General features: G+C 61.8%; 25 protein-coding genes. 10 read left to right on the top strand and 15 right to left on the bottom strand.

Annotation, left to right across the window (positions count from 1 at the left end; genetic code table 11):
• The first annotated feature begins 41 nt into the window (after nt 1-41).
• The 3 genes from ABD654_RS08480 to ABD654_RS08470 all read left to right on the top strand — a co-directional run bounded on the left by ABD654_RS08480 (nt 42) and on the right by ABD654_RS08470 (nt 1,966).
• Nucleotides 42-482, top strand: a complete 441-nt coding sequence (locus tag ABD654_RS08480) for an ATP-dependent zinc protease family protein (RefSeq protein WP_344704217.1) — start codon at nt 42-44, stop codon at nt 480-482.
• A gap of 40 nt (nt 483-522) precedes the next feature.
• Complete coding sequence (rimK, locus tag ABD654_RS08475; RefSeq protein WP_344704215.1) at nt 523-1,431, top strand: 30S ribosomal protein S6--L-glutamate ligase; 909 nt, start codon at nt 523-525, stop codon at nt 1,429-1,431.
• Nucleotides 1,432-1,519: 88 nt separating this feature from the next.
• On the top strand, nt 1,520-1,966 hold the full coding sequence (locus ABD654_RS08470; protein ID WP_344704213.1) for a hypothetical protein: 447 nt from the start codon (nt 1,520-1,522) through the stop codon (nt 1,964-1,966).
• A gap of 14 nt (nt 1,967-1,980) precedes the next feature.
• On the opposite strand, the gene ABD654_RS08465 is transcribed toward ABD654_RS08470, so the two are convergent.
• The 10 genes from ABD654_RS08465 to fadB all read right to left on the bottom strand — a co-directional run bounded on the left by ABD654_RS08465 (nt 1,981) and on the right by fadB (nt 13,086).
• On the bottom strand, nt 1,981-2,769 hold the full coding sequence (locus tag ABD654_RS08465; RefSeq protein ID WP_344704211.1) for a SanA/YdcF family protein: 789 nt from the start codon (nt 2,767-2,769) through the stop codon (nt 1,981-1,983).
• Nucleotides 2,770-2,790: 21 nt separating this feature from the next.
• Entirely contained in the window at nt 2,791-3,360 is a 570-nt protein-coding gene (sufT, locus tag ABD654_RS08460) for a putative Fe-S cluster assembly protein SufT (RefSeq protein WP_344704209.1), read from the bottom strand.
• An 8-nt stretch (nt 3,361-3,368) separates the two neighbouring features.
• Nucleotides 3,369-4,628, bottom strand: a complete 1,260-nt coding sequence (locus ABD654_RS08455; protein ID WP_344704207.1) for a SufS family cysteine desulfurase — start codon at nt 4,626-4,628, stop codon at nt 3,369-3,371.
• A 108-nt stretch (nt 4,629-4,736) separates the two neighbouring features.
• Nucleotides 4,737-6,080 (bottom strand): Fe-S cluster assembly protein SufD, encoded by a 1,344-nt coding sequence (sufD, locus tag ABD654_RS08450; RefSeq protein ID WP_344704205.1) that lies wholly within the window; start codon nt 6,078-6,080, stop codon nt 4,737-4,739.
• The gene (sufC, locus tag ABD654_RS08445; RefSeq protein WP_344704203.1) at nt 6,077-6,826 is read right to left on the bottom strand and encodes a Fe-S cluster assembly ATPase SufC; all 750 of its coding nucleotides are present in this window, start codon (nt 6,824-6,826) and stop codon (nt 6,077-6,079) included. The genes sufD and sufC overlap by 4 nt, the downstream gene beginning before the upstream one ends.
• A gap of 73 nt (nt 6,827-6,899) precedes the next feature.
• Nucleotides 6,900-8,342 carry a Fe-S cluster assembly protein SufB gene (sufB, locus tag ABD654_RS08440; protein WP_344704201.1) on the bottom strand — a complete coding sequence of 481 codons (1,443 nt, stop codon included), beginning with the start codon at nt 8,340-8,342 and terminating at the stop codon, nt 6,900-6,902.
• Between the two features lie 60 nt (nt 8,343-8,402).
• Nucleotides 8,403-8,867 (bottom strand): SUF system Fe-S cluster assembly regulator, encoded by a 465-nt coding sequence (locus ABD654_RS08435; RefSeq protein WP_344704199.1) that lies wholly within the window; start codon nt 8,865-8,867, stop codon nt 8,403-8,405.
• A gap of 266 nt (nt 8,868-9,133) precedes the next feature.
• Entirely contained in the window at nt 9,134-9,613 is a 480-nt protein-coding gene (locus ABD654_RS08430; protein WP_344704197.1) for a YbhB/YbcL family Raf kinase inhibitor-like protein, read from the bottom strand.
• Nucleotides 9,614-9,723: 110 nt separating this feature from the next.
• On the bottom strand, nt 9,724-10,902 hold the full coding sequence (gene fadA, locus ABD654_RS08425; protein ID WP_344704195.1) for an acetyl-CoA C-acyltransferase FadA: 1,179 nt from the start codon (nt 10,900-10,902) through the stop codon (nt 9,724-9,726).
• A gap of 24 nt (nt 10,903-10,926) precedes the next feature.
• Nucleotides 10,927-13,086, bottom strand: a complete 2,160-nt coding sequence (gene fadB, locus ABD654_RS08420; RefSeq protein WP_344704193.1) for a fatty acid oxidation complex subunit alpha FadB — start codon at nt 13,084-13,086, stop codon at nt 10,927-10,929.
• Nucleotides 13,087-13,400: 314 nt separating this feature from the next.
• On the opposite strand from fadB, the gene slyA reads away from it, so the two are divergent.
• Complete coding sequence (gene slyA, locus ABD654_RS08415; RefSeq protein ID WP_344704191.1) at nt 13,401-13,850, top strand: transcriptional regulator SlyA; 450 nt, start codon at nt 13,401-13,403, stop codon at nt 13,848-13,850.
• Here slyA and ABD654_RS08410 read toward each other — a convergent pair.
• Nucleotides 13,847-14,389, bottom strand: a complete 543-nt coding sequence (locus tag ABD654_RS08410; protein ID WP_344704188.1) for a preprotein translocase subunit YajC — start codon at nt 14,387-14,389, stop codon at nt 13,847-13,849. The two genes, slyA and ABD654_RS08410, sit on opposite strands and share 4 nt — an antisense overlap.
• A gap of 108 nt (nt 14,390-14,497) precedes the next feature.
• On the opposite strand from ABD654_RS08410, the gene ABD654_RS08405 reads away from it, so the two are divergent.
• Nucleotides 14,498-14,950, top strand: a complete 453-nt coding sequence (locus tag ABD654_RS08405) for a universal stress protein (RefSeq protein ID WP_344704186.1) — start codon at nt 14,498-14,500, stop codon at nt 14,948-14,950.
• A gap of 170 nt (nt 14,951-15,120) precedes the next feature.
• Here ABD654_RS08405 and ABD654_RS08400 read toward each other — a convergent pair whose 3' ends face one another.
• Nucleotides 15,121-17,040 (bottom strand): ATP-binding cassette domain-containing protein, encoded by a 1,920-nt coding sequence (locus ABD654_RS08400; RefSeq protein ID WP_344704184.1) that lies wholly within the window; start codon nt 17,038-17,040, stop codon nt 15,121-15,123.
• Between the two features lie 133 nt (nt 17,041-17,173).
• On the opposite strand from ABD654_RS08400, the gene ABD654_RS08395 reads away from it, so the two are divergent.
• Together ABD654_RS08395 and ABD654_RS08390 are read left to right on the top strand one after the other, a co-directional pair.
• Complete coding sequence (locus tag ABD654_RS08395) at nt 17,174-18,037, top strand: TatD family hydrolase (protein WP_344704182.1); 864 nt, start codon at nt 17,174-17,176, stop codon at nt 18,035-18,037.
• Nucleotides 18,038-18,078: 41 nt separating this feature from the next.
• Nucleotides 18,079-18,555: a hypothetical protein gene (locus tag ABD654_RS08390; RefSeq protein WP_344704180.1), complete on the top strand. Its 477-nt coding sequence runs from the start codon at nt 18,079-18,081 to the stop codon at nt 18,553-18,555.
• On the opposite strand, the gene ABD654_RS08385 is transcribed toward ABD654_RS08390, so the two are convergent.
• Complete coding sequence (locus ABD654_RS08385; RefSeq protein ID WP_344704178.1) at nt 18,552-19,127, bottom strand: elongation factor P hydroxylase; 576 nt, start codon at nt 19,125-19,127, stop codon at nt 18,552-18,554. The two genes, ABD654_RS08390 and ABD654_RS08385, sit on opposite strands and share 4 nt — an antisense overlap.
• Before the next feature lie 79 nt (nt 19,128-19,206).
• Here ABD654_RS08385 and ABD654_RS08380 point away from each other — a divergent pair, with 79 nt between their 5' ends.
• From ABD654_RS08380 to ABD654_RS08370, 3 genes are all read left to right on the top strand, one after another.
• Nucleotides 19,207-20,649: an MATE family efflux transporter gene (locus tag ABD654_RS08380; RefSeq protein WP_344704176.1), complete on the top strand. Its 1,443-nt coding sequence runs from the start codon at nt 19,207-19,209 to the stop codon at nt 20,647-20,649.
• Nucleotides 20,646-21,638 carry a DUF3080 family protein gene (locus ABD654_RS08375; RefSeq protein ID WP_344704174.1) on the top strand — a complete coding sequence of 331 codons (993 nt, stop codon included), beginning with the start codon at nt 20,646-20,648 and terminating at the stop codon, nt 21,636-21,638. The genes ABD654_RS08380 and ABD654_RS08375 overlap by 4 nt, the downstream gene beginning before the upstream one ends.
• Before the next feature lie 118 nt (nt 21,639-21,756).
• Entirely contained in the window at nt 21,757-22,458 is a 702-nt protein-coding gene (locus ABD654_RS08370) for a hypothetical protein (protein WP_344704172.1), read from the top strand.
• Between the two features lie 50 nt (nt 22,459-22,508).
• Here ABD654_RS08370 and tusA read toward each other — a convergent pair whose 3' ends face one another.
• Nucleotides 22,509-22,763: a sulfurtransferase TusA gene (gene tusA, locus ABD654_RS08365; RefSeq protein ID WP_344704170.1), complete on the bottom strand. Its 255-nt coding sequence runs from the start codon at nt 22,761-22,763 to the stop codon at nt 22,509-22,511.
• A gap of 41 nt (nt 22,764-22,804) precedes the next feature.
• Nucleotides 22,805-22,951 (bottom strand): hypothetical protein, encoded by a 147-nt coding sequence (locus ABD654_RS08360; protein WP_425552747.1) that lies wholly within the window; start codon nt 22,949-22,951, stop codon nt 22,805-22,807.
• Nucleotides 22,952-23,061: the final 110 nt, after the last annotated feature.

The raw sequence follows: 23,061 nt of genomic DNA, 5'->3' as shown, positions 1-23,061 counted from the left end.
CAGAGCACGACAACGAGACGCACGGTAAAGGAGACAGCGCTGTGAAAGAACTGCCCTATCAGGCCAAAGCCATCATCGGCCGCCGTGAAATGGTGACGCTTCCTGAACTCGATCTATACTTGTGCTGCAAGGCCGACACCGGCGCACGCACCTCGGCCTTGCACGCCGAAGACGTAGAAGTGTTTCATGGCGATGACGAAACGCCCTGGGTACGCTTTGTGACTTACAGCGCTGCGCCGGATACCCCGGCGCAGCGCCTGACGCTGCCGCTGCACGACCGGCGTCGAATCACCAGCTCCAACGGCCACGCTGAGTATCGCTACGTGATCCGCACCCCGCTGCGTCTGGGCGAGCTTACGTTTCCGGTGGAGCTGACACTCACCGATCGGCGGAGCATGCGCCACCCCATGCTGCTGGGGCGCCGGGCCATGCGCCGCCTGCTGGTCGCTCCCGGCGCGTCTTTTTTACACGGCGAGCCCTAGCACCGTCGTTACCGCTCGCTCAACCGGTCTGGAGCTCTGCATGCATATCGCCCTGCTGTCGCGCAATCGCAATCTGTATTCTACCCGGCGTCTGATTGAGGCCGCCGAAGCACGGGGCCACAGCGCCCGGGTGGTGGACACCCTGCGCTGCTACATGAGCATTGCCTCGCACCGCCCCTCTATCCACTACAAAGGGCATAACATCGAGCCGTTTGACGCCGTCATTCCCCGCATTGGCTCATCCATTACCTTTTACGGCTGCGCGGTGCTGCGTCAGTTCGAAATGATGGGCACATACGTGCTCAACGACTCCGTCGCCATTACCCGCTCCCGTGACAAGCTGCGTTCGCTTCAGCTGCTTTCGCGTAAAGGGCTTGGGCTTCCGGTCACCGGCTTTGCCCACTCGCCGGACGACATTCCCGATCTGATCACCATGGTCAAAGGTGCCCCGCTGGTGATCAAGCTGCTGGAAGGCACCCAGGGCATCGGGGTCGTCCTCGCTGAAACCAACCAGGCAGCAGAGTCGGTCATACAGGCCTTCATGGGCATGAAAGCCGATATTATGGTGCAAGAATACATCCGCGAGGCCAAGGGTGCGGACATACGCTGCCTGGTGGTGGGTGACAAGGTGGTCGCGGCGATGAAACGCCAGGCCGCCGACGGCGAATTTCGCTCCAACCTTCACCGTGGCGGCAGCGCCAGCGTTATTCGCATCACCCCTGAAGAGCGCTCTACCGCCATTCGCGCGGCCAAGGCCATGGGGCTGCGCGTGGCCGGCGTGGATCTTTTGCGCGCCCATCACGGCCCTGTCATCATGGAAGTCAATTCGTCCCCCGGGCTGCGCGGCATTGAAGGCGCAACCGGACGCGATATTGCCGGGCTGATCATTGAACACATCGAAAAAAACGCCGCGCAGCGGCGCAAGGCGCCGACTCGGCCAAAAGGCTGACAGGCCCGGTGAAAAATAAATCGTCAGAGGGGTGGCAAAACCGTAATGCCCCCGCCACAATCTGCGTCACCGAAGGAGGTAGACGCTCATGTTTCTCGATAATCGCCAGGTGGCGATGGACAGCGCACTGGAAGCACTGGCCGACAGCATCGACTATTTTCAGGATAATATCGAACGCCTGCGCCCTTCGCTGCGCGAAAGCCTGAAACCGCTTTACGAAGAGCGGCTACAGCAAATGCACAAGCTGCAGCGCCTGGCGCGCCAGTACCTGAAAATGCTGCCGCGAGATGCCGACGTGGAGCGTGACGACTTTCTCTGGCTGTGGAGCCGTCTGAAAAGTTTCGTGGGCAACGACAGTCAAGTATTGATCAACGAACTGCTGGAGCAGGAAAGAGTGCTGATGCAGGCGCTTTCCACGCTTTTCACTCACCCGCTGCCCGATCCGGTCGAGCCGATCGTGGAAGAGTGCATGAAAGGCTGTCGCCGCTTGATTCGCGAGCTTTACGGGATGCAAAAACGCAAGGCGCGGCGCTGAGCGCCTTTATTGCGTCACCGGTCGGCAGGCGCCGCAGGCTCAGGCGGCGCTTCAGGCGCATCCGAGCCGTTTACTTTTGTCGGTATATACGCATTGTCGCCGGGTAAAGGCGCGGCGTCAGGCAAAAGGGTAGCGTCAAGCTTGCGTGCAATCGGCTCGGCAGGCCCCAGAAAGTAGGCCTCGCGCGCCCAGAGATATAGATCCCCCAGCGCCGCCACTCGGGCCAACCCTTCACGCAGCTTTAGCCGCCACTCCCCGGCCACCGCGCCATCGTCGGCCACGCAGCCGGTGACCTTCAGCCCCCGGGCGCGGGCAATGTAGATCGCTCTTGGCAGATGCCAGCGCTGGGTAATCAAGGTGGCCTTGTTCAGCTGAAACACGCGCTGCGCGCGGGCCAGGGTGTCAAAGGTGCTAAAGCCGGCAAAGTCCATGGTCAGCCTTTCGGCGGCCACGCCTCTGGCGCTCAGTGCGCGCCACATGGCGCGAGGCTCATTGTACGCCTGGGTGCGGTTATCCCCTGACAGCAGAAGATGCTGAACCCGGCCGTTTTTTATCAGCCGGGCGGCCGTATGCATGCGGGCAATAAAATGCGGGTTGCGCACGCCGGTGCGTGTCCAGCTGGCCGTACCGAACACCACGCCCACCGGGGCGGGCCGGCAGCGCTTTACGTCTGTGTCAATGTAGGGTGCGCTGCGCGCCAGCACCCAGATATTGCCCGCCACGATCAGCAGTACGGCGATCAGCAACAGCGCGCCCAGCAGCATCAATAGCTGCTTGATACCGCCAAGCAGCCGCTGCATCATCTAGCACATTGCCAACAGCAATTAAAACATGCCCAGCTCAAGCTTGGCCTCGTCACTCATCATTTCCCGGCTCCAGGGCGGACTGAAGACGATTTCGGTATGCACCTTGTCAATTTGCGGCGCACCCAGGATTTTGTTGCGCGCATCGGCGGCAATCACCTCCCCCATACCGCAGCCCGGCGCGGTTAGCGTCATGCGAATGGTCACCATCAGCTCGCCGGTAATCAGCCGCTCGAAGCGGCAGCCGTACACCAGCCCGAGCTCGACGATATTGACCGGTATTTCCGGGTCAAAACAGGTGCGCAGCTGCTCCCAGACGAAGGCTTCCACGGCCTGGTCATCGGCATCTTCGGCAAGCGTCGGGCGCGGCAGCGCCTCCAGGCCCAGCGCATCAAGATGGCGGCCTTCAATCAGGTACATTCGGCCTTCAAACCCCACGCTGACCGAGCTGCCCTTGGCCTGCATCACGCTGACCACGCTGTCTTCTTCCAGGCGCACGGTATTGCCGAAGGGAATGGCAATGGCGTCTACGTCGCGCTGCAGAGGCAGCATCTGGCCGTTTTCCAGCCCGGCAATCTGCTCGATATCCATAGCCTTCCTTAACGTAACATGCCGATAACGCGCTCAAGCGCGGCAACAAAGGTATCCACTTCCTCCAGGGTATTGTACGCCGCAAAGGAAGCCCGGCAGGTGGCGTCCACACCGAAATGATGCAGCAGCGGCTGAGCGCAGTGGTGCCCGGTGCGAATCGCCACGCCCAGCTGGTCGATCAGAAGGCCGATATCCTGGGAATGGGCGCCGTCCACCACAAACGACAGCACGCCGGCTTTGCCCGGCGCGGTCCCCAGAATACGCAGCCCGTCGATCCGACGGACACCTTGGGTGGCATGCGCAAGCAGCGCCTGTTCCCACTGGCCGATGGCGGCCAGACCCACGCCTTGCACCCACTCAAGGGCGCGGCCCAGCGCAATCACTTCGGCAATCGCCGGGGTGCCGGCCTCGAACTTGTGCGGAATGTCGGCAAACGTCGAGCCGGAAAACGAGACCGTGGCGATCATCTCGCCGCCGCCCTGCCAGGGCGGCATGGCTTCCAGAAGCTCGCGCTTGCCGTACAGCACGCCCACCCCTGTCGGGCCATAGACCTTGTGCCCGGAAAAAGCGTAGAAATCGGCGTCAATGGCCTGCACGTCTACCGGCTGATGGGGAACGGCCTGGGCACCGTCGACCAGAATCCGCGCGCCGACCCGGTGCGCTGTGGCCGCCATTTCGGCCACGGGATTTACCGTGCCGAACGCGTTGGAAACATGGTTGACCGCCACCAGCCGGGTGCGCTCGCTGACAAGCGCAGCGTAGGCGGCCAGGTCCAGTGCGCCGTCATCGTCTACCGGGATGACCTTGAGCGTAAAGCCGATTTCCCGGGCCAGCAGCTGCCAGGGCACAATGTTGGAATGGTGCTCAAGCATCGACACCAGCACTTCATCACCGGGGGCCAGGTTGGCGCGCCCCCAGCTCTGGGCCACCAGATTGATGGCCTCGGTGGTGCCGCGGGTGAAAACGATCTGCCGGGCATCTGCGGCGTTCAAAAAGCCGCGCACGGTTTCCCGGGTGCCCTCAAACGCTGCCGTGGCTTCATCGGCCAGGGTATGCAGCCCGCGGTGAATATTGGCGTTATAACGACGATAATAGTCGTCGAATACGTCAATCACCGGCTGCGGGGTCTGGCTGGTGGCCGCATTGTCCAGATACACCAGCGTTTTGCCGTGCACCTGACGCTTGAGTATGGGAAACGCGTCGCGCAGCCGGGCGACATCCAGCGAAGGGGCGGATGCCGGCGCGGCATCAGCGATACTCTGGGACATGCGGCGCTCCTTTGTCTGCGGCCGCGGCGTTGGCGCCGCGGCCTTGTATCCTGGCACCGGCCGGCAAAGCCCGCGCCATCATCGTTATATCCGACGTTGGGCGGCTTGTCAGTCGCCTAGCGCCGAAGAGGCCTCCACCAGCCCCACCAGATTAAAGCGCTCGGGCAGTTTACCGGCCACGGCCAGCTCAACCCGCTCGGCAATGGCGTCCAGGGCAACCTCTTCAAGAACTTCGCCGGCAAAAGCCAGGGTCAAAAGCCCCCGGGCCGTTTGCTCATCCAATCCCCGGGAGCGCAGCGCGAAAACGGCATCTTCATCCAGCTGGCCGGTTGTTGTGCCGTGAGAGCACTTGACGTCGTCGGCATAGATCTCCAGTTCCGGCTTGGCATCAATGTGTGCCCGGTCGGAGAGCAGCAGGTTCTGGTTGCTCTGAAAGCCCTCGATCTGCTGGCTGTCGCGCTTGACGTACACCCGGCCGTTGAACACGCCATGGGCACGGTCGTCAAGAATCCCCTTGTAGTTTTCGTTGGAAAACGTCAGCGGCGCATTGTGATTGACCTTGGTGTGATTATCCACGTGCTGGCGGCCCTGGCCGAAAAACAGGCCGTTAAAGGTCGCCTCGGCGCCTTTGCCGTTAAGATCGCTGATCAGGTCGTTGCGCACCAGCGCACCGCCCAAATCCAGGTTATGCGACACATAGCGGCTGTCGCGCTGCTGCTCCACGTGAATACTGGCAACGTGGTAATCCCCCAGCGGGGCTTCCTGCAGCTTGTAGTGGGTCAGTATCGCCCCGCGGCCTAAAAACAGCTCGCTTGCGATATTGGTGAAGTTTTTCGCCTCGGCGTCGCCGGCGTGATGCTCGACGAGCGTCGCCTCGCTGCGTCCTGCCGCCTCAACCAGCACGCGCGGGTGGCACATGGTCGGCTCGGCGTTTTCCCGGGATAAAAACTGCAGCACGATGGGCTTTTCCACTACGCAGCCGGCGGCCAGGCGAACGACCGCCCCTTCTTCCATAAAGGCGGTGTTCAGCGCGGAAAAGGCGGAAAACTCCACGCCGGTCAGCCGGCCAAGCGGGCCGCCCACGGCTTCGTGATTGTCTTCAAGCGCCTGGGAAAGCGGCAGCACTTCCACCCCTTGCGGCAGATCTTGAACGTCGGACAGCGCCGCGGCAAACACGCCGTCAACAAAGGTCAGCCGATAGGCGTCAACGGGCAGCGTAAGCGCTGCTGCAGCGGCCGGAGAAAAATGGCCGTTATCGGCCAGCGCAAAGTGGCCCTGGGCAATGCCGCGCACGTTGGTATATTTCCACTCTTCGTCCCGGCGGGTAGGAAAGCCCATGGCCTCAAAGCGCGCCGCGCCGGCCTGGCGGCGGGCCGCCACCCAGCTAGGCTCTGGACTGCGCTTGGCATCTCGCGTCTTGAACGTCTCCAGAAAAGTTAGCGTATCGCTCATGCCGCTGACTCCTCGATTCCTTCATAGCCGTTGGCTTCGAGCTCGCGGGCAAGCTCGGCGTTGCCGCTTTTGACGATGCGCCCGTCCACCAGCACGTGCACGCAGTCAGGCACTACATAGTCGAGCAGGCGCTGGTAGTGGGTGACCAGCAGAATCGCGCGGTTGTCATCGCGCAGGCTGTTGACCCCTTCGGCCACCACGCGCATCGCGTCGATATCCAGCCCCGAGTCGATCTCGTCGAGCATCGCCAGGCGCGGCTGCAGCACCAGCATCTGTAGAATTTCGTTGCGCTTTTTCTCGCCGCCGGAGAACCCTTCGTTGACCGCGCGCTGCAGAAAGCTCGCATCCATTTGCATGTAGGCGATCTTTTCTTTGATCAGCTTCATGAACTCGGGTGCGGGGATTTCACCCTGGCCCTGGGCCGCCCGCTGAGCGTTGAGCGCGGCCTTGAGCAGGTAGATGTTTTTCACCCCCGGAATTTCCACCGGGTACTGAAAGCCCAGCAGCAGCCCGGCCCGGGCGCGGTCTTCGATCTCCATTTCCAGCACGTTCCGGCCGTCATAGTGGATCGTGCCTTGAGTGACCTCGTAGCCGTCCTTACCCGCAATCACCGCGGAAAGCGTGGACTTGCCCGCGCCGTTGGGGCCCATGATGGCGTGAACTTCACCGGCGTTGATGGTGAGCGTCAGGCCCTTGAGAATTTCGTTGCCCTCAACCGTGACGTGCAGATCGTTGACTTCAAGCATGCGGATACCTTTTAAAAACAGATGACCTTGAAACCGGACGTTTCGCCGTCCGGCTGCGCGTTGCGTTGAGGCGTTAGCCCACCGCGCCTTCCAGGGTGACGTTGAGCAGCGCCTCGGCTTCCACGGCAAATTCCATGGGCAGCTCCTGAAAGACGTCCTTGCAAAAGCCGTTGACGATCATGCTGACCGCGTCCTCTTCGGAAATGCCCCGGCTCTGGCAGTAAAACAGCTGGTCTTCGCCGATTTTCGAGGTGGTCGCCTCATGTTCGACGGTGGCTGTGCTGTTGTTGATTTCCTGATAGGGGAAGGTGTGGGCGCCGCAGGTATCGCCGATCAACAGCGAATCGCACTGGGTAAAGTTGCGCGCGCCCTTCGCCCGGGGGCCGATCTTGACCAGACCGCGATAGGACTGATCGCTTCGGCCCGCGGAAATCCCCTTGGCCACAATGTAGGAGCGCGTGCCCTCGCCGATGTGCACCATCTTGGTGCCGGTGTCGGCCTGCTGGCGGCCGCCGGTGACGGCCACGGAGTAGAACTCGCCGATGCTGTCTTTACCGCGCAGCATGCACGACGGATATTTCCAGGTAATCGCCGAGCCGGTTTCCACCTGGGTCCAGCTGATGCGCGAGCGCTCGCCGCGGCAGTCGCCGCGCTTGGTGACGAAGTTGTAGATACCGCCCACGCCGTTTTCATCACCCGGGTACCAGTTCTGCACCGTGGAGTATTTGATGTAGGCGTCGTCCAGCGCCACCAGCTCGACCACCGCTGCGTGCAGCTGGTTTTCATCGCGCTGGGGGGCGGTGCAGCCTTCCAGATAGGACACCTCGGCACGGTCTTCACAGATAATCAGCGTGCGTTCGAACTGCCCGGTATTTTCCTGGTTGATGCGAAAATAGGTGGAAAGCTCCATGGGGCACTTCACGCCCTTGGGCACAAACACAAAAGAGCCGTCGGTAAATACCGCCGAGTTGAGCGCAGCGAAGTAGTTGTCGTTTTTGGGCACCACCGTGCCGAGGTAGGCTTTGACCAGCTCGGGATATTCCTGCACTGCCTCGGAAATGGAGCAGAAAATCACCCCGGCCTCGCCCAGCTCTTTTTTGAACGTGGTGATCACGGACTCGGAGTCAAACACCGCATCGACCGCCACGCCGGCAAGAGCGGCACGCTCGTGCAGCGGAATACCCAGCTTCTCGTAGGTTTCCAAAAGCTTGGGGTCGACTTCGTCAAGGCTCTGCGGGCGATCTTCCGGCCGCTTGGGCGCGCTGAAGTAGGAAATGGCCTGATAGTCGATGGGCGGGTAGTTCAAGTGCGCCCAGGACGGCTCTTTCATTTTCAGCCACTGGCGATAGGCGTCCAGGCGCCACTCAAGCATCCACTCGGGCTCGCCTTTTTTTTGCGAGATAAAGGCGATGGTGTTCTCGTCCAGCCCCGGCGCAAGCGTGTCGCTTTCAATGTCGGTGACGAAACCGTCCTTGTATTCGCGACGAACCAACTGTTCCATTTCTTCAGTTGCCATGGGGGTACCCTCCGGGCAGTTGGGCGGCGAGGCCTGCTCGCCTGGTAAATGAAGGCGGCACTAGGCCGTGGCCGCCGATAAGCTGATACTTTGAATAGGCAGGCGTACCGGAAGCTTGAGCGGTGCAGTATCCGCCAGGTGCGCAAGCGTGACGCTTTCCAGCAGCGTGCGGATGGCAAGCGATACCCGCTGCCAGTTATCCGCCACGCCGCAGGTGTCGAGAAGCTCGCAGTCCCCTTCTGCCTGGCTGCATTCGGTCATGGCCACCGGGCCTTCAATGGCGGCAATAATGTCAGCGGCGGTGATCTGCGAGGCCGGCCGCGCCAGCTGATAGCCGCCCTGGGCGCCGCGTATTGACGTTAAAAGCCCGGCGCGCACCAGCATCTTGAGCGTTTTGCGTACCGTAGGTACCGGCAGCGTCACAGCCTCGGCCAGATCTATGGCCGGATGCGCTCGGTTCGGGTAGCGGGCAATCTGTGCCATGACCACGGCGGCGTAATCGGTCAATCGCGAAAGCTTGAGCATGGCGCCTCCCTGTCGCCGGCGGTAGCGCTGCCCCGCTGGCGTCGAATTGGGGACCATTTTAGTCCTGTATGCGGGCATTGTGAAGCCCGAGCAACAAATATACGACCGACCCGCTCACTTACCGGCACGTTTGATGAAGTTAGCAACAATAACGACAATCGTTTTTATTTATTGGCCAGCCCCGCGGTCAGCTGATATCGCCTGCACAAAAAAACCCGCCGGCACGCGTGCCGGCGGGTAGCCCTGACAAAGGCCGCAGTCTGGTATCAGTCGCCGCGTTTATAGGTGCCGATCAGCCGGCTCATGCCCAGCAGATGCGGTTCCAGCTCCTTGAGCAGCTCGATCTGGGTCAGGCCTTCGGGCAGCGAGGCCTGGCAGTCCAGCGCCAGCACCCAAAAGTAGTAGTGGTGCTTGCCGTGGCCTTCCGGGGGCATAGGGCCGTTATACCCGACGTTGCCGGCGTCGTTTTTGCCCGCAGTGCCCGCCCGGGTATTTTCATCAAGGCTTAGCGTATCCGCCGGCAGGTTATACAAAAGCCAGTGCACAAAGCCGTAGGTGCCGTGCTGTATCAGCGGCGCGTCCGGATCGTGGCAGATCACGGCAAAGCCCTGGGTGCCTTCAGGCGGTTTCTCCCAGGCAAGTGCCGGAGAGAGGTCTTCGCCTTCGCCGGAATGCTTTTGCGGGATCGCGCCATGGTAACCAAACGCAGGGCTGGTGACCTTCAGCGCAGACGGAACAAATGCCATATATCCTCCTGTTTTACTTCACGTTTCACTTCACTCTGGCTTTTTACTTCGCTTTGCTTTTTTACTTCATTCTGGTTTTTTACTTCGCGCAACGGCCCCTGACGGCGCGCTTATTTCAGGCGCTCAAACACCGTGGCCACGCCCTGCCCCATGCCGATACACATGGTAGCAAGACCGTGGGTAGCGTCGCGGCTTTGCATCACGTTCAAAAGCGTGGTGGCAATGCGCGCCCCGGAGCAGCCCAGCGGATGGCCCAGGGCAATCGCCCCGCCGTGGAGATTGACCTTGTCGTCCATGGCGTCGAGAAAGCCCAGATCCTTCAGCACCGGAATGCTCTGGGCGGCAAAGGCCTCGTTGAGCTCTACGGCTTGAATATCCTGCGCCGTGAGCCCCGCCGCTTTCAACGCTTTTTGGCTTGCCGGCACCGGGCCGTAGCCCATGATCGAGGCGTCGCAGCCGGCCACTCCGGTGGAAACCACCCGGGCCATGGGTTCAAGCCCCAGCGCCCGGGCGCGCTCGTAGCTCATTACCATCATGGCCGAGGCACCTACGGAAAGCGCCGATGAAGTGCCGGCGGTCACCGTGCCGCCCCTGGGATCAAAGGCGGGCTTGAGCTTGGCCATGTCGTCGAGGTTGGCATCGGCGCGGATGACTTCGTCGGTCTTGATCAGCGCCTTGACGCCGTCGGCGTCGTGGCCTTCGATGCCGATAATTTCGTTATCAAAAAGCCCCTGCTCCATGGCCGCCTGAGCCCGCTGATGAGAGCGCACGCCGAATTTGTCCTGCTCCTCGCGGCTGACGCCGTGCATCTTGCCCAGAAGCTCCGCGGTCAGGCCCATCATCATCGCGGCCTTGGCGGCGTACTTGCTCGCCGCCGGGTTGACGTCGACGCCGTGGGTCATGGGCACGTGCTCCATGTGCTCCACCCCGCCGATCAGGTACATGTCACCCATGCCCGCGCGGATGTTGGCGCTAGCGATGTGCAGCGCGCTCATGGACGAGCCGCACAGCCGGTTGACGGTTTGCGCCGGTACGCTGCGCGGCATGCCGGTCATGATGGCGGCGTTGCGGGCAATGTTCATCGCCTGTTCCTGGGTCTGGTTGACGCAGCCCCAGATCACGTCGTCCACCTCGGCAGGATTGAGGCCGGCGTTGCGCGCAAACAGCGCCTGCATGGCCGCGGCCGACAGGTTTTCGGCGCGGACGTGGCGAAACGCGCCGTTTTTGGCCCGGGCCATGGGGGTGCGCACGGCGTCGACCACCACGATGTCTCTCGGATTGACACTCATCTTTGCTCTCCTCTGCGCGGCGGCTTATTCGGCGGCGTCGTAAAAGCGGGCGTTGCTGTCGGCCATCCGACGCAGCCTGTCGGTGGGCGCGTAGAGCGGCCCCAGCTCATCGGCGAGGCTGTCCGCCAGCTTGACGAACTCGGCCACGCCCAGCGCGTCGATGTAGCGCAGCGCGCCGCCGCGAAACGGCGGAAAACCGATGCCGTAAATCAGCGCCATGTCGGCCTCGGCCGGCGAATCAACGATGCCGTCTTCCAGGCAGCGCACGGTTTCCATGCACAGCGGCACCATCATCCGGGCGATAATCTCTTCATCGGAGCGCTCTGCCTGCCCCTTCACTGCCGGCTCCAGCAGTCCCGGCACGGCATCGTCGCTGACCTTTTGCGGCTTGCCCTTCCTGTCTTCTTCGTAGGCATAGAAGCCCTTGGCGTTTTTCTGCCCCAGCCGGTCGTGGTCATACATGACCTCAATGGCGGTTTTGCTGTCCCGCGCCATGCGCTCGGGGAAGCCTTCGGCCATGACGTGCAGGGCGTGCACGGCGGTATCCATGCCCACCACGTCCAGCAGGTAAGCCGGGCCCATGGGCCAGCCGAATTTTTCCATGACCTTGTCGATACGGGCGAAGTCCACGCCCTGCTCTACCAGCAGGCTAAAGCCGCCGAAGTACGGAAACAGCACGCGGTTGACCAAAAAGCCCGGGCAGTCGTTGACCACAATCGGCGTTTTGCCCATGGCCTGGGCGTAGGCCACGGTGGCGGCCACGGCGGCGTCGGAGGTTTTCTCCCCGCGGATGACCTCCACCAGCGGCATCCGGTGCACCGGATTGAAAAAGTGCATGCCGCAGAGCTGCTCGGGCCGCTTGAGATTTTCCGCCAGCCGGGTAATGGAAATCGTCGAGGTGTTGGAGGCCAGCATCGTGTCGTCGCTGACCTCGGCTTCTACCTCGGCCAGCACCGCGCCTTTCACTTTGGGATTTTCCACCACGGCTTCGACGACCAGATCCACATCGCCGAAGTCGCCGTAGGAAAGCGTCGGGCGGATATAGCTCAGCCGCTCGGCCATTTGCGCAGCGGTGAGCTTTTTGCGCTCGACCTGCTTGTTGAACAGCTTGCGCGCCTCTTTCAGCCCCAGCTCCACGGCGTCGGCCTGGATGTCCTTCATCACAATCGGCGTGCCCTTGGAAGCACTCTGGTAGGCGATGCCGCCGCCCATGATGCCCGCGCCCAGCACCGCCGCCTGTTCGATTTTATCGGCCTGCTTGGCGTAGCCGCCGGCCTTTTTCTTGACCGCCTGATCGTTCATGAACAGGCCCACCAGGTTGAACGCCACGTCGGTCAGCGCCAGCCTGGCAAACGCCTCGGCCTCGATGCGCTGGGCGCGCTCCCGGGTTTCGCCGGCGCCTTTCTGGATGACGCGAACGGCCTCCATCGGCGCGGGATAGTGCGGCCCGGCCTTGCCGGCCACATAGCCCTTGGCGGTTTCAAAGGCCAGCATCTGCTCGCTGGCGTTGAGCTTGAGCGGGCCGGCCTTCTCCGCCCGCCGGGCCTGGGTATCAAGCTCGCCGGCAGCGGCGCGCTTGATCAGGGTGCGAGCCGCATCAGCCAGCTCACTGCCGGGCACCACGGCGTCTACCGCGCCCATCTTCAGCGCGTCTTCGGCGCTGTTTTGCGTGCCGCCGGCAATCCATTCAATGGCATTGTCCGCGCCGATAATGCGCGGCAGACGCACGCAGCCGCCCCAGCCGGGCACAATGCCCAGCCTGGTTTCGGGCAGGCCGATTTTGGCGGTGTCTGCCATCACGCGAAAATCCGCCGCCAGCGTCACTTCAAGGCCGCCGCCCAGCGCCAGCCCGTTGATCGCCGCCACGGTAGGAAAGGGAAAATCTTCGATGGCGTTGAAAATCTCGTGGATGTTCAGGTTCATCTCAACCAGATAGTCTTCGCCTTTCTCGAACAGGGCGGGAAACTCGGTGATGTCCGCACCGACGATGAACACGCCCTTGGCGCTTGCCAGCACCAGGCCCTCCAGCCCGTTCTGCTTTTGCAGCGCAGCCACCGCTTCACCCAGCTCTTTAACAGTCGCGCTGGAAAGTGCGTTGACCGATTTTTCCCGGGCGTCAAAGGTAAGGGTCGCGATATCGTCGCTATCGCGTGCCACTGTGACGGCATTGCCTTGATAGATCATCCGCGCTGCTCCACAAAGTTAGATTCATACGGCCGTTTTATCGCTCAAGCCTGGGGCAGACCCGAGGCCTCGTCAAGCCTCGTCTATTCGCTGCACGCCCACAAGCCAGACGCTTCGATATCTTGCATTCCGCCATTGCCGGGTTGACAATTCCTGACAATAGATTTTTTCTTCCCGAAGGGCCGTTTCTTTTTCACCTGCCCCTGTTCATTCAAGCTTTTTCATTCAGGCTTATTCATTCAGGCTGTTGCATCCACGCTCTTCGCATCCATGCGCTTTTTACGGAACGTCTTTTCACTAACAGTATGGCATTCATGGCTACGTCACTTGGTTTTCGCATCGCTCGTCTTCCGCATCTTTGGCGCTCGATTCTCGATCGCCGCCTGGCACCGCTGGGGCTCACTCAGACACGCTGGGTTACTCTCTACCATCTATGGCGCATGGGCGACGGCCAGCCCCAGTGCGAGCTGGCCCGCGCCATCGGCGTTGAAGCACCGTCGCTTGTGCGCACCCTGGGTCAGCTGGAACAGCAAGGGCTCATTGAGCGCCGCGCCTGCGAAAGCGACCGGCGCACCAAGCGTATCTACCTGACCGCAGACGCCATGCCGCTGATCGACAAGATCGGCCGCGTGGCCGATGAGGCGCGCCAGGAAATGCTGTGCGGGCTCAGCGATGACGATATCGCGCAGCTGGACCGCTGGCTGGCCATTATTGAAACCAACGGCCTGACGCTTCAAGAACGCGAGCAATCCACCGCGCACTAGCCTGACTTTTCCGGCATGGCCGGCGCGCGCAAGGGGCTGACGCCGGGATGATCGGCATGGCCGCACAGCGTATCCCGCAGCGCTGCCGCCGCCTTCAGCGCCGGGGAAAGCGCCTCTGCCGTGGATGATTCCCACCACCAAAGCGTCAGCGCCGCTTGATTGGATTCCACCACCCAGACGTCGTCGGGCAAAGCGCTGACCATCTCGGCGAGCTGTTGCTGCGCATCCCTGGGCAAAGGGCGCAACGGTGCGATGCGAAAGCGCCAGCCGTCGGTGTAACGTGCCAGGTCCTGGCTTGCCACGGCATCGCGCACCAGCGTGAAATCCGGGCCTGGCCGGTCACCGGGGTAGCGCAGCCGATACGCGGGCATGTCGTCTTTTACCAGAAGCAGCGGCGCCTCGCGGCGTTCGACCTTGACGTCGTACTGGCGCGCCAGTTCACGCAGCCGGTCGCGTTGACGCTGTCGCGGGCTGGGCTTTAGCCACATGACCGGCGAGATCGCCATCATCACAGCGGCCACAATAATCAACCATTTCATGCTCAAGCTCCTGTTTTCCTGCGCTATCCGTTGTTAAATCGCGCATGCCGGCCTAGAGTGAAGGCGGGGTTTGTTAGCTGCGCTATTTCACTATGTTGGAGGGATAATATGAGCTATCACCATATTCTGGTGGCGGTCGATTTAACCAAAGATTCGCACAAGGTGCTGGAACGCGCCATGGCCGTTGCCGAGCGCAACGACCATGCCAAAATTTCCATCATGCATACCCTGGAGCCGCTGGGCTTTGCCTACGGCGGCGATATTCCCATGGATCTGACCAGCATTCAGGATCAGCTTGACGACCACGCCAAAAAGCGGCTAGGCGAAATTGCCGCCCCGCACGTGGACGAAGTGAATCAGCACGTAGTGGTCGGCATGCCCGATACCGAAATCCACCGTTTTGCCGACGACCACAACGTCGACCTGATCGTCGTGGGTTCCCACGGGCGCCACGGCTTTGCCCTGCTGCTGGGCTCTACGTCGACCGGCGTACTGCACGGCGCTCAGTGCGATGTGCTCGCCGTACGCGTAGGGCAAAAAGGCGAAAAAAGCGAAGAGTAAAGGCCCGCCGGGCAATCTCGCAAAGCAAAAGGCGCCTTGTTGGCGCCTTTTGTGTTCTGCCTTCCTTGTTTGGCTCTATCTTGTGTGGCCCTATCCTTTTGGCTCTATCCTGTTTGGCTTTATCTCGTCCGGCTCTGCCTCACGCGCTCATGCCCGGCTGAGCTTGCCTGCTACTCAGCGTTTTCTGTCATCGCCTCAAGCTCCATCCACCGCTCCATAACCGCTTCCAGCGCTTCTTGCGCGTCGCCAAGTTCTTTAAGCTTTTGCTCTACTTCGCCTGCAGGCCGCTGATAAAACGCCGGGTCGCCTACGCTTTGCTCCAGGGCTTCAACCTGCCCTTCCAGCCGTTCAATCTCGGCGGGCAAGCCGTCCAGCTCTCGCTGGATTTTATACGATAGCTTCACCGCCTTTTTCGCCGGCGCTGCGGGCTTTTTTGCCGGGGCGGGCTCGGCCTTGCGCGTGGGTTCGGCCTGCTGGCGGGCCGCGCCATCCCAGGGCGCCGGCGGTAACGTGCCGCCCTGGCGCACCCAGTCGGTGTAGCCGCCGACGTATTCACGCACCTGGCCTTCGCCTTCAAACGCCAGCACGCTGGTAACTACATTGTCCATGAAGGTCCGATCGTGGGACACCAGCAATAGCGTGCCGTCAAAGTCCAGCAGCAGCTCTTCAAGAAGCTCCAGGGTTTCCATATCCAGATCGTTGGTGGGCTCGTCGAGCACCAGCACGTTGGCCGGCTGAGTAAACAGCTTGGCCAATAAAAGGCGATTGGATTCGCCGCCGGACAGCGCCTTGACCGGCTGGCGGGCGCGCGCCGGACTGAACAGGAAATCCTGCAGATAGCTCATCACGTGGCGATCCTTGCCGCCGACCGACACCCGATCGCTGCCCTGAGCGACGTTGTTGTAGACAGTTTCTTCCAGCTCAAGCCCGGCACGCAGCTGGTCAAAGTAGGCCACGTTCAGATTGGTACCCAGCCGGACGGTTCCGGCATCAGGGGCCAGCTCGCCAAGCATGATTTTTAACAAGGTGGTCTTGCCCGCACCGTTGCGCCCCAGAAAGCCGATACGGTCGCCCCGCTGCACTTCCAGGCTGAAATCATCGATCAAAGGATCGGCGCCGTAGCCGTGGGTAACGTGGGCCAGCTCCATGACGCGTTTGCCGGTGCGCTCACCGCGGTCCACGGTGAGATTGGCCGTGCCCTGACGTTCACGGCGCTGGCCGCGTTCGGCGCGCATTTGCTCAAGCGCCCGCACGCGGCCTTCGTTGCGGGTGCGCCGCGCCTTGATGCCCTGGCGTATCCAGGTTTCTTCCTGGGCAAGCTTTTTGTCGAACTCGGCGTTTTCCCGCGCCTCGACCTCCAGCTCGTGCTGCTTGCGCTCCTGATAGGCCGTATAGCTGCCCGGATAGCGCCCCAGCTTGCCGCGATCCAGCTCCAGCACGTGGGTCGCCAGCCGCGAAAGAAACGCCCTGTCGTGGGTAATCAGCAGCACCGCGCCGTTGAACGCCAAAAGCTGCTCTTCCAGCCAGGCGATGGTGTCCAGATCCAGATGGTTGGTGGGCTCGTCGAGAAGCAAAAGATCCGGCTCGGCCACCAGGGCACGCGCCAACGCCACGCGCCGGCGCCAGCCGCCGGACAGCGCGTTCATCTCGGCTTCGGGCGGCAGGCCCAGCCGCGTTAAAATCACATCGATACGCTGATGAAACGACCAGCCGTCAATGGCCTCGATGCGGGTTTGCAGCGTGGCCATGCGGTCCATGTCCGGCTCGGCGGCGTGAATCAGGTGATGATATTCAGACAGAAGTTCCCCGGCCTCGGGCAGGCCTTGCGCCACTACGTCAAAAATCGTCATGCCCGATGAGTCCGGCAACTCCTGGGCCAGCACGCCGATCTTAAGCCCCGGGGCCCGCCAGATCGTACCGCCGTCAGGCTGAAGCTCGCCGGCAACAAGCTTTAACAGCGTCGACTTCCCCGTGCCGTTACGCCCGACCAGCGCCAGGCGCTCGCCTTTCTCAATGGTCAAGTCGGCGCTGTCCAACAAAACCTGGGTGCCATAAGCCAGCTGTAGCTGTTCGAGTCGTAACAAGGTCACGCTTTTCTCCTCATGTTGCAAAGCAATAGTGTAACGTATGCAGCCGCGCAGGTGGCGGTATCGTCGCCTTCACCGCCAAGCGTTATACTAAGGCGATGTATCATGTCTATTTGCTGTGACTCAGGAGCTCCACGTGGCCGACGCATCTTTTGACAACGTGCCAGCATCCGACGGCGCGCTGCCCGAGGCGCTGCAGTTTCGCTCGCCGGCACCGCTGGTGGATATCGGGGCGAACCTGACCCATCAAAGCTTTGCCGATGATCTTGACGCCGTGCTGGCCCGGGCTCGGGCAGCCAACGTAAACACGCTGATTTTAACCGGCACGGATCTTGAGCACGCCCGCCAGGCCGCTGCGCTGTCTGAACGTCATGCGGGGCTATACGCCACCGCCGGCGTGCACCCCCACGATGCCAGCGGCTGGAACGCCTCGCTTGCCGGGCACATGGCCGCCCTGTACTCGCATCCGGGCGTTGTTGCAGTAGGCGAATGCGGGCTGGATTTCAACCGCAACTTTTCAACCCCGGCAGAGCAGGAGCACGCCTTCGAAGCCCAGCTTGCCCTTGCCGCCGAGCACGGCCTGCCGCTATTTATCCACGAACGTGACGCCGGAACCCGCATGCGCGAGATGCTCACAAGCTGGCGCGACGATATCGGCCATGCCGTGGTGCACTGCTTTACCGCAGATAAAGACACCCTCTACGGCTATCTGGATCTGGACCTGCACATCGGCTTGACCGGCTGGCTGTGCGATGAGCGCCGCGGGCATCACCTGCGCGAGCTGGTAGGCGACATTGCGCTTGAGCGGCTGATGGTGGAAACCGACTGCCCGTATCTGCTGCCGCGCAACCTGCCGGCGAAGCTCAAGGGGCGGCGTCACGAACCGGCCTTGCTGCCGTGGATCGTGCGTGAAATTGCCTACTGGCGCGATATGGACGAAGCCGCGCTCGCCGAGGCAACGACTCGAACGGCCACCGCGTTTTTTCGCCTGCCGGCGTGAACCGACCGATCAAAGAAACGACCGATCAAAGAGACGACCACATGAACGATATTCCGGGATTTATCGCGCTGGAAACGGCAAGCGATGACGGCTTGCCGCTGGCCATTGCCTGGTCACTCCCTGACGGGCGCGTCAAGCACACCTTGATTCAGCCCGACGACAGCTGGCTAAACGAGGAATCCAGCATTACCGGAGACTACAGCATGGAAGAGCTGGAAAGTCTGGGCGTAAGCCCGCTGGACGTGATCCGTGAGCTGGAAAATGATCACTTCAACGCCACGCTATACACCAACGGCAGCGGCGAGGAAGACCAGGCGCTGGCACGCCTTTTCGATACCTACGGGCTTGATCCCTTTGTCGAGCTGGCACCGGCCGAGGTGCTCTACGATGCCGTCGGGCCCGGGGTGTGGCAGCACCGGCGCGGGGAGACCTTCAATGAGCTGGGCCTTGAACCCATGCGCCCCGAGCACGAGATTCAGGCCATGCTGCATCTGCACCAGCGCCTTGTGGAGCACTAAGCGAGCACGCCCCGCCCGGTAGCGCAGGCCTGCTCCAGGCTTGCAGCGGTTTGGTAGTAGCAGTGCAGGGCTTCGCGAAACGCCCTGGCCCGAAGGGGCAGCCCGTCAGCGAGATAGCGATCGGCTCTTTGCTGCACCTTTTGCGCAAAGGCATGGCGATCAACCTCGGCGTCGCCGTCCAGGTTATCGACGCTAACGTTAAACGCGCGGCCGCAGGCCGCGGCAAACAGCGATTCCAGCGCCTGCGGGGCCACTTCTGCCTGCTCGAACGCTCGCTGCTGTTTGGCGTCGCGGCCGTCGGGCAGGTACCAATAGCCGTAGTCTTCACGCTGTCGGCGTGACGCACCGGCAATGCACCAGTGGCTGATTTCGTGCAGGGCGCTGGCGTAAAAGCCCCGGGCAAAGATCACGCGATGATACGCAGTATCGCCATCGGCCGGCAGATAGATCGGCTCATCGCCGCCGCGAATCAGACGAGTTTGGTAGGTCGCGGCAAATACGCCGTCAAACAAAGCGGTTATATCATCCAGCGTCCAGCGCGCGTCATCTGCCTTTTTCGCTGCTGCTTCCACGTTGACTCCTTGCAGAGAATACCAATGCGGGCAGTATAACGTCGTTCAGACTGTCACTCACGCCTTGAAGGAGGCCGCTTTGGGCCATCTTACCTTTCGCTGGAAAACACGCTATTGGCCTGAAACCCGCCTGCTGGCAAGCCTGGCCCTGCCCATCTGCGGCGCCCAGCTCGCCCAGGGCAGCATGAGCGTGGTCGATATCATGATGACCGGGCGCCTAAACGCCACGGCGCTGGCAGCGGTATCGGTGGGCTCCAGCCTGTGGATGCCGCTGATGCTGTTCATGACCGGTACGCTGATGGGACTCACGCCGATCGTCGCTCAGCTGCTCGGCGGGCAGCGACACGCCGATATACGCCCGGCGGTCCACCAGGCGCTATGGGTGGCGCTAGTGCTCGGCGCAGCCTCTGCCGGGCTTTTGTGGCTGACCGTTACGCCGGTTTTCGCGCTGATGGAGGTACCCCGGGAAGTTGCCAGCGCCTCGTCGGCCTATCTGTCGGCGCTTGCTTTCGGCATGCCCGGGGTGGCCTTGTTCCAGGCTCTGCGAGCGTTCTCCGACGGCATGAATCACACCCGCCCGGCGCTTTGGATCAGCCTGATCGGGCTGGGCGTGAATATTCCCAGCAACTACCTGCTCATCTACGGCGGTGATGGCCTGACAGCCCTGCTGGGCAATAACGTGCCCGATGTCTTGCAGCAGCTGCCCAGCCTTGGCGCTTTTGGCTGCGGCATTGCCACTGCCGTTTCCATGTGGACGATGGCGCTGGCCATGGCGTTTTATACCTCCCGCGGCCGCGCCTATGCACCGGTCAACCTGTGGCAGCGCATGACCCGGCCCCAGGCGAGCGGGCTACGCGAACTGACTGTGGTCGGTTTGCCGATCGGCATCGCCATTTTCGTTGAAGTCACGCTGTTTACGCTGATTGCGCTGTTTATCGCCAGCCTGGGCGAAATCACGGTGGCCGCGCACCAGGTAGCGTTCAGCTTTACCGGCATTTTGTTCATGCTGCCGCTGTCGTTGAGCATGGCGCTGACGATTCGCGTAGGCAACACGCTAGGGCAGAATCGCCCGGATCTGGCGCGGCTCGTCGCCGGTAACGGTATCGCCATTAGCCTGGTGGTCGCCGCGATTAACAGCACCCTGCTGTGGACAGCGGGTACGTGGGTCATTTCATTGTATACCGCCAATCCGGAGGTGCAGCGGCTGGCCGCGTCACTGCTGACGCTGGCGGTGTTTTACCAGGTATCGGATTCGCTACAGGCGAATCTGGCCGGCGCGCTGCGCGGCTACAAAGATACCCGCATCGTGATGCTGATTACCGTACTGTCGTACTGGTGCGTCGGCCTTGGCGGCGGGCACTGGCTGGGTACCCAAGGGGCAGGCTCCCTTACCGGCCCGCTGGGGGTGCACGGCTACTGGCTAGGGCTGATCGCCGGGCTTAGTACGGCCGCTATATTGCTGGGCTGGCGGCTGCAAGCCGTTAGCCGCCGCCTCCGGGCCCGGCAGGAGCCCGTCACATGATAAGCCCGCGCCTGAAAGCTTACCGCATAGCCCTCCCGGCGGCGGCGCTGCTGCTCGCCGGCTGCAGCGACGGCGAGGCGGAAAGACGCTGGGTCGAGTATCACCGCACGCTTGAGCAAACGCTCGATGTTGCGCCTATTACCCGCTCGGCGCCGGCCAATATCGGCAAGCTGCCCAAGCGCGATGATCGCCTTTTCGATATTGAAGAAACCCGCGAGGGGCTGCTGGATATCTATGCGCTGCGGGCATGCCGCATTGTTTCACTGGTCGCCGGCCGCAATAATCAGCTCGGGCGCGTTGCACCGCCCAGCCAGCAGTGGCTTTATGAGCGTACGCTATGGCAGCGCCTCAGCGGCTGCTGGAACACGTCGGTGCCTGACGAGCTTGCCGACGATGATCGCCAGCGGCTACGCCGACTCACGCTGACCAAAACCCGCCAACTCCCCTTCGTCAGCTGGAACGCACTGTTTGACTCCTCGGAATGGGAAAAAAGCTTTTCCCGCGCCAGTACGCCGATAGCGTTCACCGACGTGGACATCCAGCCCGACCTGCAGGCGCTTGGTTACCTGACGCGCATGGTGCGTCATCAGTTCAGCCGAAGCTGGGTGCAAAATTCCAGCGATCTGGAACAGCGGCTCAAGACCCTGCGCGCCCGCCCGCTCACCGCTCAGGTATTGCGCACATTAATGCTGGCTACCCAGCGCTTGCATGAAGCCACTGCTGCTTTGCATAGCGCGCCGATCGGCCGCTGCCTGCCGGCCTGGCGGCCGGCACCCGTCGAGGCCGCACAGCGAAAAACCGCACAGTGGCTATCGGCCGTCAATGCGCTGTTCGACAGTCTGCCCCTTACAGCCCCGCCGGCCATGGCGGCCTACCGCTACCGCTGGCTATCCCAGGACAATCCCCGCGCACCCTGGATGTCTTTTCAGGCAGCGCTGATGGAGCATCGCGCCGTACGCTTCATCGCCGGCACCTGCCGTGATCAGTAGGCAAGCCATGGCGCCACTCGGCACTTAACCTTGCGTGCAAGCTGTGCTATTGATGGGGCAAACGGCAACACTGTGGCATCTTGCCGTATCGAGGCCATGCAGCATCAGGAGGGACACCATGGGCGCATCCTTGTCATCTCGCTCTGCCCAGGTCATCGATCTGGAAACGGTACGCCGGCGCTATCAGGCACAAAAGCAGCTGGTACGTCTGGCGCCAGAACTCGACGGGCTGGAAATGCTCTACCAGCTCGACGCCGATGCGCACACCTGCTATAGCATTCCCGTGCTGGCATGGGGGCTTCACCAGGACGGCAGCGTCGACGGCCTGGTTCCGTGGATGGCAGCGCTCACGCCCTGCCCCCAGATCAACAGTGAAGAAAACGGCCGCTTTGTCGGCTATCGCGATTCGGAAACCGAAGAAATCTTTACCAAACCGCCGGAGCACAAATACGACGAGCTGCTGGCCGCGGCCACCTACTTTGAGTATGAAACCTCGCGCGAGGTCACCCTCATTCAGCAGCTTCCCGATACTCAAGGAACGTACGCTCTGTGTATGGACACGCCCAGAGCGCCCTGGCAGATGCGACTGGTACATGGCTGGTCGCTTTACAGCGACGGCAGCATTGATGCGCTGCTTGCCGACGAGGAAAAAGCCACGCTGACGCCGGTACGCATCGGTGACGCCTGCCTGTACAACGCGCGCTCACGCCATCCGCGGCTGTACTTTTTTCAGCGCCATATTGCCCAGCGCATCATGGAAGAAGACCCGGCAACGCTTGAAGCGCTGGCGCTGATGATGGTGCCGTCTGAAAACGGCTGAAAAATCAGCGGCGCGCCGCAGCCAACCAGCCAGCCAGCCGCAAGGCTCATTCAGCCGGCAAGGCATATAAAGTAGCGATAGACGTCTCCGGCCGTGTGCTGAGCCAGCAGCTCATGGCCGAGAAACTGACAGAATTTGGGCACATCCCGCGTCGTTGCCGGATCGGTAGCGACGACCTCCAGTATCTCTCCCGGGGCCATATCACGAACTTGATTATGCATCAGCATGATCGGTTCAGGGCAATATAGCCCGCTGGTATCCAGCAGAGCATCGCGGCTTGGCAGGCTATCGGCATCGTAGGTCATGGCTACCTCATTTATCACTTATCTTGACTGCAGCAAAAGGCTCAATCCAGCAGCCGCACGTGCACCGTCACTTCTTCACGGTCGTGATACAGCTGGCGGCATGCGACCGTGGCCCTGACGCCTGCCTGGCTCAGCGCTTGCTTCAGCGCTTCCATGCTGTGCTGCACTTGCTCCCAGCGTTTTTTCATCGGCAATTGTAACTATTTAGCTCATGCTGCCTGATCCAGCTCGTCCTCTCGCATGAAGGCAGGCACCTCACCGGCAAACAGTTGCTCCAGCGCCGTGTGCGCCGCCAGGC

It is taken from the genome of Halomonas cibimaris, from assembly GCF_039537045.1.
In the GTDB taxonomy this organism is placed as follows: Bacteria; Pseudomonadota; Gammaproteobacteria; order Pseudomonadales; family Halomonadaceae; genus Vreelandella; species Vreelandella cibimaris.
Note: the sequence above shows the minus strand (reverse complement) of the source record. Positions and strands in the feature narration are given on the sequence as shown.

Coding starts and splice junctions, on each gene's coding strand:
- ABD654_RS08465 (WP_344704211.1), bottom strand. CDS start 2,769: ATGATGCAGCGGCTGCTTGGCGGTATCAAGCAGCTATTGATGCTGCTG.
- sufC (WP_344704203.1), bottom strand. CDS start 6,826: ATGCTTGAAGTCAACGATCTGCACGTCACGGTTGAGGGCAACGAAATT.
- ABD654_RS08370 (WP_344704172.1), top strand. CDS start 21,757: ATGGGCGCATCCTTGTCATCTCGCTCTGCCCAGGTCATCGATCTGGAA.
- sufT (WP_344704209.1), bottom strand. CDS start 3,360: ATGGATATCGAGCAGATTGCCGGGCTGGAAAACGGCCAGATGCTGCCT.
- slyA (WP_344704191.1), top strand. CDS start 13,401: ATGGCTACGTCACTTGGTTTTCGCATCGCTCGTCTTCCGCATCTTTGG.
- ABD654_RS08435 (WP_344704199.1), bottom strand. CDS start 8,867: ATGCTCAAGCTTTCGCGATTGACCGATTACGCCGCCGTGGTCATGGCA.
- tusA (WP_344704170.1), bottom strand. CDS start 22,763: ATGACCTACGATGCCGATAGCCTGCCAAGCCGCGATGCTCTGCTGGAT.
- ABD654_RS08470 (WP_344704213.1), top strand. CDS start 1,520: ATGTTTCTCGATAATCGCCAGGTGGCGATGGACAGCGCACTGGAAGCA.
- fadA (WP_344704195.1), bottom strand. CDS start 10,902: ATGAGTGTCAATCCGAGAGACATCGTGGTGGTCGACGCCGTGCGCACC.
- ABD654_RS08455 (WP_344704207.1), bottom strand. CDS start 4,628: ATGTCCCAGAGTATCGCTGATGCCGCGCCGGCATCCGCCCCTTCGCTG.
- ABD654_RS08375 (WP_344704174.1), top strand. CDS start 20,646: ATGATAAGCCCGCGCCTGAAAGCTTACCGCATAGCCCTCCCGGCGGCG.
- sufB (WP_344704201.1), bottom strand. CDS start 8,342: ATGGCAACTGAAGAAATGGAACAGTTGGTTCGTCGCGAATACAAGGAC.
- ABD654_RS08430 (WP_344704197.1), bottom strand. CDS start 9,613: ATGGCATTTGTTCCGTCTGCGCTGAAGGTCACCAGCCCTGCGTTTGGT.
- ABD654_RS08390 (WP_344704180.1), top strand. CDS start 18,079: ATGAACGATATTCCGGGATTTATCGCGCTGGAAACGGCAAGCGATGAC.
- ABD654_RS08410 (WP_344704188.1), bottom strand. CDS start 14,389: ATGAAATGGTTGATTATTGTGGCCGCTGTGATGATGGCGATCTCGCCG.
- fadB (WP_344704193.1), bottom strand. CDS start 13,086: ATGATCTATCAAGGCAATGCCGTCACAGTGGCACGCGATAGCGACGAT.
- sufD (WP_344704205.1), bottom strand. CDS start 6,080: ATGAGCGATACGCTAACTTTTCTGGAGACGTTCAAGACGCGAGATGCC.
- ABD654_RS08405 (WP_344704186.1), top strand. CDS start 14,498: ATGAGCTATCACCATATTCTGGTGGCGGTCGATTTAACCAAAGATTCG.
- ABD654_RS08360 (WP_425552747.1), bottom strand. CDS start 22,951: ATGAAAAAACGCTGGGAGCAAGTGCAGCACAGCATGGAAGCGCTGAAG.
- rimK (WP_344704215.1), top strand. CDS start 523: ATGCATATCGCCCTGCTGTCGCGCAATCGCAATCTGTATTCTACCCGG.